The 10,569-nt window shown below is 39.4% G+C and carries 9 protein-coding genes (1 of these 9 running past the window's edge); 6 read left to right on the top strand and 3 right to left on the bottom strand.

Features of this window, described 5'->3' with window-relative positions:
• Positions 1–326, bottom strand: the beginning of a protein-coding gene (locus tag B2X72_RS13095) for a D-alanine--D-alanine ligase family protein (RefSeq protein ID WP_286849832.1). It extends 694 nt beyond the left edge of the window; 326 of the gene's 1,020 nt are visible here — the first part of the coding sequence; it begins with the start codon at positions 324–326; its stop codon lies off the left edge, out of view.
• A 147-nt stretch (positions 327–473) separates the two neighbouring features.
• Here B2X72_RS13095 and B2X72_RS13090 point away from each other — a divergent pair, with 147 nt between their 5' ends.
• From B2X72_RS13090 to B2X72_RS13065, 6 genes are all read left to right on the top strand, one after another.
• Complete coding sequence (locus B2X72_RS13090) at positions 474–1,460, top strand: PASTA domain-containing protein (RefSeq protein ID WP_070565008.1); 987 nt, start codon at positions 474–476, stop codon at positions 1,458–1,460.
• Positions 1,461–1,654: 194 nt separating this feature from the next.
• Positions 1,655–2,695 (top strand): endolytic transglycosylase MltG, encoded by a 1,041-nt coding sequence (gene mltG, locus B2X72_RS13085; protein WP_286735906.1) that lies wholly within the window; start codon positions 1,655–1,657, stop codon positions 2,693–2,695.
• Positions 2,695–3,102 carry an acyl-CoA thioesterase gene (locus B2X72_RS13080; protein ID WP_070564999.1) on the top strand — a complete coding sequence of 136 codons (408 nt, stop codon included), beginning with the start codon at positions 2,695–2,697 and terminating at the stop codon, positions 3,100–3,102. The genes mltG and B2X72_RS13080 overlap by 1 nt, the downstream gene beginning before the upstream one ends.
• 1 nt (position 3,103) lies before the next feature.
• Positions 3,104–4,069, top strand: coding sequence for a YihY/virulence factor BrkB family protein (locus B2X72_RS13075; RefSeq protein WP_070564997.1), 966 nt, complete (start codon positions 3,104–3,106; stop codon positions 4,067–4,069).
• A 224-nt stretch (positions 4,070–4,293) separates the two neighbouring features.
• Positions 4,294–6,225, top strand: coding sequence for a 30S ribosomal protein S1 (rpsA, locus tag B2X72_RS13070; RefSeq protein ID WP_286849831.1), 1,932 nt, complete (start codon positions 4,294–4,296; stop codon positions 6,223–6,225).
• 100 nt (positions 6,226–6,325) lie between these two features.
• Positions 6,326–7,165 (top strand): sulfurtransferase, encoded by an 840-nt coding sequence (locus B2X72_RS13065; RefSeq protein WP_286849830.1) that lies wholly within the window; start codon positions 6,326–6,328, stop codon positions 7,163–7,165.
• Position 7,166: 1 nt separating this feature from the next.
• Here the strand turns inward: B2X72_RS13065 and B2X72_RS13060 are convergent, their stop codons facing one another.
• A complete protein-coding gene (locus tag B2X72_RS13060; RefSeq protein WP_088160432.1) occupies positions 7,167–9,068 on the bottom strand; it encodes a RecQ family ATP-dependent DNA helicase in 1,902 nt (633 codons plus the stop codon).
• Positions 9,065–10,569: ComEC/Rec2 family competence protein (locus B2X72_RS13055; protein WP_286849829.1), on the bottom strand; the 1,505-nt coding region annotated here is incomplete at its 5' end. The genes B2X72_RS13055 and B2X72_RS13060, both read right to left, overlap by 4 nt.

Below are 10,569 nucleotides of genomic sequence, written 5' to 3'. Positions count from 1 at the left end.
AAGGCATCACATGAGGTATATGGAATATCTAATAAATCAAAATAGCTCTGAAGTCTTCCATCTTCTCCAGGCACACCATGCACCATAATAAATGCTAAGTCAAAGCTTAAGATATCTCCGTTCAATGGAAGTGTAAAATCTGCTTTTGAAATCGGATGCCGCTTACCGTCCAAATCTTCATAGTACCATGCTTCTTTGGTCACTGTAATCAAATATATATCGTATTTGTCGTGATCAAGTTGAGAATTGACAAAGGCAGAACTTTTAAAAGAAACTTCAGCTTCTCCTGTATAACCTCCAGTTATTAATGCTATTTTTGCTTTCATAAATTTTAGCGATTCGAATAGCAAATATAATTTGCTATACACGGAAAAACGAATAATTTTGTGAGGAATAATTTTATTTAATCATTCTGCAAACTTGGCTTTAATATTGCGGTTCTATGCAGAATTAATTTTTATCAAAACAGAGAAATGTCCAAAGTCGTACAATATCTTCAGACCCCCACTTTTAGGAAAAATCTTATTGCCGCTTTTATCGCGATAGTATGTCTATTCCTTTTCGTTTATGTTGGACTGAAAATATATACCAAACATGATGAATCTATAGCCGTTCCTAAAGTGAAAGGCCTTCATATCAGTGCTGCCATCCAGGCGCTGGAAGACGCGGGGCTGGAATATCAAATTGACTCCGTCTACCAGATGGACGCCAAACCAGGAATGGTCATCGAGCAGGATCCCGAACAAGGATTTCATGTAAAATCGGGGCGGACTATTTATTTGACCATTATCACACAAGTTGCACCTGAAGTTGCCTTTCCGAATATAAAGGATAAAACATTGATCGAAGCAACGGCTATTTTGAAAAACCATAACCTTAGAATCGGAGACACTTCTTATGTCGCCGATATCGCTAGGGACATCGTATTGGATGCTCAATTTGCTGGACAATCAATCCGTAACGGGCGCATGATTCCTAAGGGTTCACGTATAGATCTAGTTTTGGGAAATGGACTCGGTGCTAATGAAGTGGAAATACCCAACTTAATTGGTCTTCCATTAAACGAAGCGAAGTTTGCCCTATCTGGAGCTGGTCTAGGCCTAGGCACAGTGACTTATGATCCCAATGTAACGGATACAGCCACCGCAGTAATCAGTGTACAATCACCAGGAATAGAAAAAGGCTTAACCAGCTTAGGGGCTAAAATAGACATAACGCTCTCATTGACGGCACCAACAACAACTACAGGTGCTCCAGCTGGAGGTACGCCAACTCCTAAACCACAGGCAAACCAAACACAGGTTACTCCGCCAGCAGCAAAAGCTCCGGTTCAGTCTAAGCCCGTTGCTCCAGCGAAAAGTACCACAACAAATACGCCAGCAGCTAAATCGACAACAACAAATCCAACTGCAGGGCAGAAAAAAGAAAAAGAAAGTAAAGGGAATAGTCTTGGCTTTTAAGTGTATTGACTTAAAAATGAAGCTGCATGGCATAATCTCCATTATGATGGATTAGCGTTTGTTGCAGATTCAGGAATTGTATAAAATATAAAGATGAAACCGATCCATATCTGGGCGATTTCATCAACCATTGACCGCTAAAGGCTGTATGAATGCCCTTAATAGCGAACAACAAATGAATAAAAAATTTTAGCATGGAAAATAAAAAAGGAATACCAAGTTGGTTAAAAATCATTGCCCTGATCGTTATCGTTATCGGAGGTTATTTTGCTTGGACATTTTATAAAGCATTTTATGCTTCCAATGTATCGGGAGAGAAAAAATACCTGTACATACACGAGGGCGAAAAATATGAAGATGTATTGAAATCAATCAAGGATTCAAATCTTGTGGATGACATCGCTTCCTTTGAGCGTGCCGCACAATATAAAAAATATGAGCAAAGTGTAAAACCCGGACGTTATCTGTTAACCCCTGGTATGAACAATAGACGCTTAGTTGGCAATTTGATTGGTGGCTACCAAGAACCTGTAAAATTCAGATTTTCCAATGTGCGACTGAAAGAGAATATGGCCGCACTCCTTGGTAAAAGTTTTGAGGCAGATTCTGCAGAATTTATCGCGGTACTAAATGATGAGGCTACAGCACAGAAATATGGATTTACAAAAGAAAATCTGATTGCTATATTTATCCCCAATACCTACGAAATTTATTGGAACACCAATCCCGAAAAAGTAATTGCTCGTTTTGATGATGAATGGAAAAAGTTTTGGAATGCAGATCGCACGGCAAAAGCAAAAGCACTTAACCTGACACCGCAACAAGTCAGTACATTGGCTTCTATTGTCAAAGGTGAAGCCTTACACCAGGATGAAATGCCCATGATCGCCGGATTATATTTAAACCGCCTCAAAAAAGGCATGTTATTGCAAGCTGATCCTACCGTGATCTTTGCCAACAACGACTTTACCATTAGAAGGGTATTGAATAAGCACCTTAGAACAGACAATCCTTACAATACTTACATCTATAGGGGCTTGCCTCCAGGTCCTATTTCAATTCCAAGTATTGCTGCAATTGATGCGGTCTTAAACTTTAAGCAACATGATTATATTTACATGTGTGCTAAAGATGATTTTTCGGGCTATCATAATTTTGCAAAAACAGAGGCTGAGCATTTGATCAATGCACGTAAATTTCAACAGGCATTGGACGCCAGAAATATTAAAAAATAATGTTTGTATTTGACCATCAGATTCGTGTCCGCTATGCAGAAACAGACCAAATGGGGTATGTTTATTATGGAAATTATGCTGCATTTTACGAAATAGCGCGGACTGAAATGCTGCGGAGCACGGGGATATCGTATAAGGAGCTGGAAGAAATGGGGGTCATGCTCCCCGTTACGGAGATGAAAACAAAATACCTAAAACCGGGCAAATACGATGATTTGATCACGATACGGGTAACAATCCGCCAGAAACCTGCCGTCCGTATTATTTTTGAATATGAACTGTTCAATGAAAGCGGAGAACTACTCAACCAGGGCGAGACAACTTTGGTCTTTGTCAACATGGAAAAAAATAGACCTTGTATGCCGCCACAGGTTTTCTTGGATAAGATGAGTAACTATTTTAATTGATATGGGGAAAATCCACCAATGGCTATTAAATATTGAACCTTATTTTAGATTAATCGAATGGAGTAAACGTGTCGTACTACCTGGCTTTGGCTCGCTACCACTCTATACTGTGGCCGTATTTTTCTTTCAGGAGCTATCGAGAGATTCCATTGTCAGCAAGGCTTCTTCCCTTTCCTATAGCTTTTTATTGGCCATTTTTCCGGGTATCATTTTTTTATTTACATTGATCCCTTATATTCCGATCAATAATTTTCAGGAACAGTTGCTGGACTTTCTGGCCGTGGTTATTCCCAAAAATGCTTTTCTGGTTGTTGAAACGACTTTGGAGGATATTATTAAAAACCAAAATGGTGGATTACTTTCTTTCGGTTTTTTATTTGCGGCCTATTTTGCAACCAATGGTATGGCCTCTCTGATGAATGCCTTCAATAAGGCTTCCCTCATGACGGAAAGAAGGCCATGGGTCAGAAAACGTTTGCTTGCCTTAGCCTTGGCTTTCCTAATTATTTTTGCGTTAACAGTTGGGATGACAATATTTACCCTAGCTGGCATTACCATAGACTACCTCAAGGAAACAACAGGTATAAAGTCGAGCTTCTGGGCCATTCTACTTAAAGTAGCCCGATGGTTGATAATATTTGCTATTTACTTTTTCACGGTAAGCTGTATTTACAAATTTGGTCCTTCCAACTCCAATAAATGGAAACTCTTCAGTCCCGGAGCTTCTATGGCTACCATTTTAGCAATATTGACGTTTTCCATATTTACCTTTTATATCAATCATTTTGGTGCATATAACAAACTCTATGGATCCATCGGGACACTGATCGTCATTATGCTCTGGATTTACCTGAATACGCTTATTTTATTATTGGGCTATGAGCTTAATGCAGCAATAGCGCTGTCTAAACAAACCATTGTTATTGCCAAACCACGCATTTTCAACTCTTTTAAGAGAGACGAATAGGTGTATAAAATTATTTAAAGCTTCATTTACCCCGTCAGGTTGGCAACAAATGAACGGTAGAAGACGCTAAACGAGCGTTCGAACAGGCAGCTTTACATGTCTAAAGCAAAAGGCCTGTATAACTGAAAGTCTTTCAATAAAATAAGAAAAATAAAATTTTGCATTTAAAGTTTTTTTGTACCTTTGCAACTCCTACAAAGTAGGAAAAAGGAGAAAATTAATTAATGGCAAAAAAACAAGAAGCAGAAAAAGAATTAGCAGCGAAAAACGCAGAGCTACAAGGTGCTGACACTAAAGTAGTGAAAGACACTGAAAAAATTGAATCAGAAGCTGATTCAAACTTAATCGACGAAATCAAATCAAACACTTGGATCACACCGGAAGGTGAATTTGACTGGGATGCAAATGATAAAGGTTTCGGAAATTATAGCGAAGCTGAACGCGCTAAACTTGAAGCACAATACGCAGATACTTTCAACCAAGTTAACCAAGGTGAAATTATTGAAGGTACTGTAGTTTCTATCAACAACAAAGACGTAGTCTTAAATGTTGGTTTCAAATCTGACGGTTTAGTTTCTTTATCAGAATTCCGTGACTTACCAGAATTAAAAGTTGGTGACAAAGTTGACGTATTCGTTGAATCTCAAGAAGATGCTAACGGTCAATTAGTACTTTCTCGCAAACGTGCTAAAACTCAAAAATCTTGGGAAGCTATCAATGAGGCATTGGAAAATGATGCAATCATTACTGGTTTCGTTAAGAGCCGTACTAAAGGTGGTCTTATCGTTGATATCAAAGGTGTTGAAGCATTCTTACCTGGATCTCAAATCGATATCAAACCTATCCGTGACTACGATGTATACGTAGGTAAAACAATGGAATTCAAAGTTGTGAAAATCAACCACGAATTCAAAAACGTTGTCGTATCACACAAAGTATTAATTGAAAACGACTTAGAGAACCAAAAATCTGAAATCGTTGCTAAATTAGAAAAAGGTCAAGTATTAGAAGGAACAGTTAAAAATATCACTGACTTCGGTGTGTTCATCGACTTAGGTGGTGTTGACGGTTTATTGCATATCACAGATATCTCTTGGGGTCGTATCGAGCATCCAAAAGAAGTTTTATCGCTAGATCAAACAATCAACGTTGTTGTATTAGACTTTGATGATGAGAAAAAACGTATCGCTTTAGGCTTGAAACAATTATCTGAGCATCCTTGGGAATCTTTAGATACTGCATTAGAAGTTGGTTCTAAAGTTAAAGGTAAAATCGTAACAGTTGCTGATTACGGTGCTTTCTTAGAAATCATCCCTGGTGTTGAAGGTTTGATCCACGTTTCTGAAATGTCTTGGTCACAAAACTTACGTTCTCCACAAGAGTTCTTGAAAGTTGGTGATGAGATCGAAGCGCAAATCTTAACATTAGATCGCGATGAGCGTAAAATGAGCTTAGGTATCAAACAATTGACTCCAGATCCTTGGAAAAACATCACTGAGCGTTACCCTGTAGGTTCTAAACAAACAGCTGTTGTTAAAAACATGACTAACTTCGGTGTATTTGTTGAGTTAGAAGAAGGTATCGACGGTTTGATCCACATCTCTGATTTATCTTGGTCTAAAAAAATCAACCACCCTAACGAATTCACTAAAGTTGGTGAAACATTAGACGTAGTTGTTTTAGAATTAGATGAAGAAAACCGCAAATTATCTTTAGGTCACAAACAATTGGAAGAAAACCCTTGGGATACTTTCGAAACGATCTTTACTGAAGGTTCTATCCACGAAGGTACTGTGATCAAAGTTGGTGACAAAGGTGATATCGTAGCTTTACAATACGGTGTTGAAGGTTTCTGTCCTTCTAAACACTCTGTTAAAGAAGACGGTTCTTCATTGAAAGTTGATGAAGTTACTTCATTCAAAATCATCGAGTTCAACAAAGAGAACAAACGTTTGGTAATTTCTCACTCTCGTATCTGGGAAGAAGAGAAAGAAGAAGCTCGCAAAGAAGAGTCTAACAACCGTAAAAAAGACGCTAAAGCTGAGTCTTCAGCTGTGAAAAAAGTAAAAGATTCTGTTGAAAAATCTACTTTAGGCGACTTAGACGTATTAGCTCAATTGAAAGAGCAAATGGAAAATGATAAAAACGCTAAGTAATTAGCAATTTCAATCCATAAAAAGCGGCTGTTCCAAAAGGACAGCCGCTTTGTTTTTATAGGGATGCTTTTGTAATTTTGTATCAATAAACGTTATTGTTATGTCATTCAAATCAGCCTTAATTAACCCCACCGAACTTCAGGAATCACTGGGACAGCATACAGACATTGTCCTCCTCGATTGCACCATCGACAAAGTTGGTCAATCCATCAAGGATACCAAGTTCGAAGTTCTTCCCCATTCTCAATTTTTTGACATCGAAGGGAAACTTTCGGATGCTACTTCCAAATTACCGCATACCCTCGTTTCTGCAGCGGTATTCGAAAGGGAAATGCAAAACCTGGGAATAAATCAGGATAGTACGGTCGTATTATATGACAGATGGGGCGTTTATTCAAGCCCGAGGGCCTGGTGGATGTTTAAGGTCATGGGATTTGAACAGGTGTTTATTTTAAATGGCGGTGTTCCTGCTTGGAAAAATAACAAACTGCCCGTCGTAGACCAGTATACAACCGCTGCAAGTCCCGGTAATTTTAAAGCCCAATTTCAAGCAAACCTTTATGCTGATAAAGAGTATATCTTAACACATTATCGGGATACTCAAGTGAATATTTTTGACGCCAGAAGTAAAGGTCGATTTAGTGGTTTAGTAGCTGAACCCCGGAAAGGCCTTCATGGTGGGCATATCCCCCATTCCAAAAATCTCCCTTTCGAAGAATTATTTGACGGAATCGTTTATAAACCCGTTGATGAATTGAAACAGCAATTTGATCATTTTAATGCGACCGGAAATGAATATGTATTCTCCTGTGGATCGGGTATCACGGCCTCAGTCTTAGCATTTGCTTGTCATCTCGCTGGTCATGAGCAAATCCGTGTATACGATGGTTCTTGGTCAGAGTGGGGCCGTGAAGAGCTCAATCTACCCATCGAGAAATAGTTTAAAACAAGGTATTCCAAGAATAGAGATTATCCTCCAAGCGGATTTTTTCGGCATCTAGGAGATTACGGATGATCTCTATTCTTTTCTTTTCTGTGCCTATCGTCAAACTCGCCACCAAATCATGAATGTTTTTGGCTTCAGCAAGTAAACTGCTTTTGATTTCTGCTTTTATATTTGCCCGCTGCTTTTCCTGATGATTGCGGATCAGACATAAATCGCATACTTCACAGAATCCCGCATTTTTCTCTCCAAAATATAACAACAGCGATTGACTGCGGCAATTGCTCTGTTCAATATAACCGATCATGCCATTGACTTCCTCTTCCTTCACCTGATGGCGATCGCGAATAAAAATATGATCGATATGCAGGTGTTTGTAATCGACTCGGTTCTGCAAAAAGGTCAATTGTGGCGCATCTGTAGAAGGCAGATAGCTCGCTATTTCCAGTGTCTCCAACGACTTCAACAGCTCGACAACACGATCATAAGGCAGACCTAACTTACGTGCAAATTCATATTCATTGATGAGGATATAGTTTTCAAATACACCACCATAGCTGCGCAAAATAGCCTTAATAAGCTTATCATATTTGACATACTGCACCTGAACTTTATACAATTCGGCGCTATCAATTTCAAACTTAAAGCGTGAAGGTATTGTAACAGCTTCTGACAAAACCAACCAAGTGTCCCGCTCCAGAAACTTCAGCGCATTCATAACAGGAACCAACGGTAGCTGATATTTTTTTGCAAATGCAACAACATCAAAATCTACAGTCACTCCTTCTCCAGAACCATAGGGAATCTGAAAATGATTACAAAGGTAATGATAGGTCTGTTGAATAAATGGAATATCAGGAAAGCTAGCTTGCAAATTATCGACAAGTTTCCGCTCATCTGCCTTTTGATAAAGAATAACGGGATAGGCCTTCTTGCCATCTCTTCCTGCCCTACCGGCTTCTTGATAATAGGCCTCCAGCGAATCGGGCAAATCGAGATGAATGACAAACCGTACATCGGGTTTATCAATTCCCATCCCAAACGCATTTGTAGCTACAATAACGCGAACAACATTTGTCATCCACCCTTGCTGTTTCTGATCCCGTTCCTGTCCCGTGAGCCCGGCATGGTAATAATCTGCCGAAATGCCATTATTGACTAAAATACGGGCTATCTCCTGTGTTTCCCGCCGGTTTCTGACATAAACAATACCGGATCCACCCAACTTGTGTATGATGCGGACCATACGTCCCATCTTATCCTCTTCCTCAATGGCCATATAAGCCAAATTGTCGCGGAGAAAGCTTTTGACAAATACATTTTCTTTTGGAAAATTCAGCTTCTGCTGTATATCGCTAATGACACGCTCAGTTGCTGTCGCTGTAAGGGCCAGAAAAGGAACCTTGGGATGCAGTTCCCGTAACTTAGCGAGTTCTAAATAGGGAGGTCTGAAATCATACCCCCATTGAGAAATACAATGTGCTTCGTCTATCGCAAAAAGATTTACATTCATAAATCGTATGCGCTCCCTTACGATATCATTGTATAATCTTTCAGGAGAAAGATAGAGAAATTTTATTTGCCCATAGACGCAATTGTCCAACGTAATATCCACCTCCCTCTTCCGCATTCCAGCATAAATCGCGACCGCTTGAATTCCATTTTTTTTCAAATGCTCAACCTGATCTTTCATCAATGCTATAAGCGGTGTAACGACAATACAAATCCCTTCTCGCATCAAGGCAGGTACCTGAAAACAAATCGACTTTCCGCCGCCAGTCGGCAATAAAGCCAGTGTATCTTTACCTGAAATGACCGATTGAATAATTTCTTCCTGCAGGGGTCTAAATGAATCGAAACCCCAGTATTGCCTTAAGATTGATATACTATCTTGCGTCATAAGTTCTCCTTATCCCAAACATACGCAAAATTATCTTTCATGAGATAATTCTGTATTCCCAAACTATCCAACATACGTTTTGTATGCTTGGATTTCTCCATTGAATTGGATCCATCCAGTATAACAAGTTTTGGTCTAATTTGCTTCAATAAACGAGGTAAACCATTTAGTAAATTTTTTCTGACAATGACAAGGTCGGCAGGTGTCATTGTTCCCCCTGCATGCGATAAAATAGCAATTCTACCTAAAGGGAGCGTAACAAGATAGTTTTTCCGCTCCCGACCATTCAAAGCTACAAACTGAACTTTTTCCCTCGTCAGTAATTGGATTTCTCTTCCACATGCATATTGCAAGCCTCGGGATTGCAAAGAATCAAATGTGCTGTAAACGATACTGCGCCCACCTTTGAAATAGCCGATCGTCAGCTCATGTTTCGTATTATAGACCCGAAACCGTTCTACATCTTTATTTTCCAGGTATTTTTGCGCAGTGATCAATAGTATTCCAATTGCACAGCATCCCCCTAGCCAAACGTATTTTTTATCTTTCCATTGAAAAGCATATAAAAAAGAAAATAGTGCAAAATAGGTCAAAAATAGAAGCTCCAGCCCCATAGGTTCAACTTTTATTGTTGAAAAAGCCAAATGGTCAATAAATTTCAAGCAGTATAAGATGAAAGCGATGAGATGCTCCAAAAGAAAGCCCAATAAATCGTTGAGCCCTTGCATTGGATTGATTGTCATAATAAAACCGAGATACATCGCTAATGTTGAAGGGAAATCGACTAATACATTGGCTACCAGAAAATAAGTTGGAAATTGTCCAAAATAATAAAGGCTCAGTGGCGTTGTCAATAGCTGCGCAGCAATAGAAACAGCCAATGCATCTCTCAAAAGCCGTAATATCGGTCTTTTAACCGGAAGGAATCCTTCGACAAGCGGCGAACATATCGTCATACCCAAAACGGCTAAAAAAGACAGCTGAAAACCCACATCAGCAACAGCCCGGGGAACGGCCAGTAAAATCAATAATGCGGCAATAATAAGCGAATTCAGTGTTGAAAAGCTTCGTTTAAAATGCTGTGCACACAGCACAAAACTAATCATAATAGCTGCCCGCGTAATCGGCGGATCAAGCCCTGCAATAAAAGCATATATCCAGATCATACTCCATAACAAAATTAGTGGCAGCCATCTGAGATAGAAAGGCCAGGCAATTCGCTTGAAAATAAGGGATAAAAAACTGAATAAAACAGCAACATGCATTCCCGAAACACTTAGTACGTGTATCGTTCCCGTATTGGTGAAGGCCTGGATGCTTTCGGCACTGATATCGCTCCGGGAACCATATAATAAAGCTGAAGCAATAGCAAAGTGCTCATCCTTTTTGATATGGGGACGAAGCTTAACCAAAAAATATCTCCTCGTTTGTAAAGCGAGCCCAGTTAATGAAAAAGCCGTTGTTTCTTTCCTACTGATCAGCTTATACCGACCAAAGACTG

The organism is Sphingobacterium sp. UBA7253 (assembly GCF_002472745.1).
GTDB lineage: Bacteria > Bacteroidota > Bacteroidia > Sphingobacteriales > Sphingobacteriaceae > Sphingobacterium > Sphingobacterium siyangense.
The sequence above is the reverse complement of the archived record's forward strand: the minus strand, read 5'-3'. Positions and strand labels throughout refer to the sequence as shown.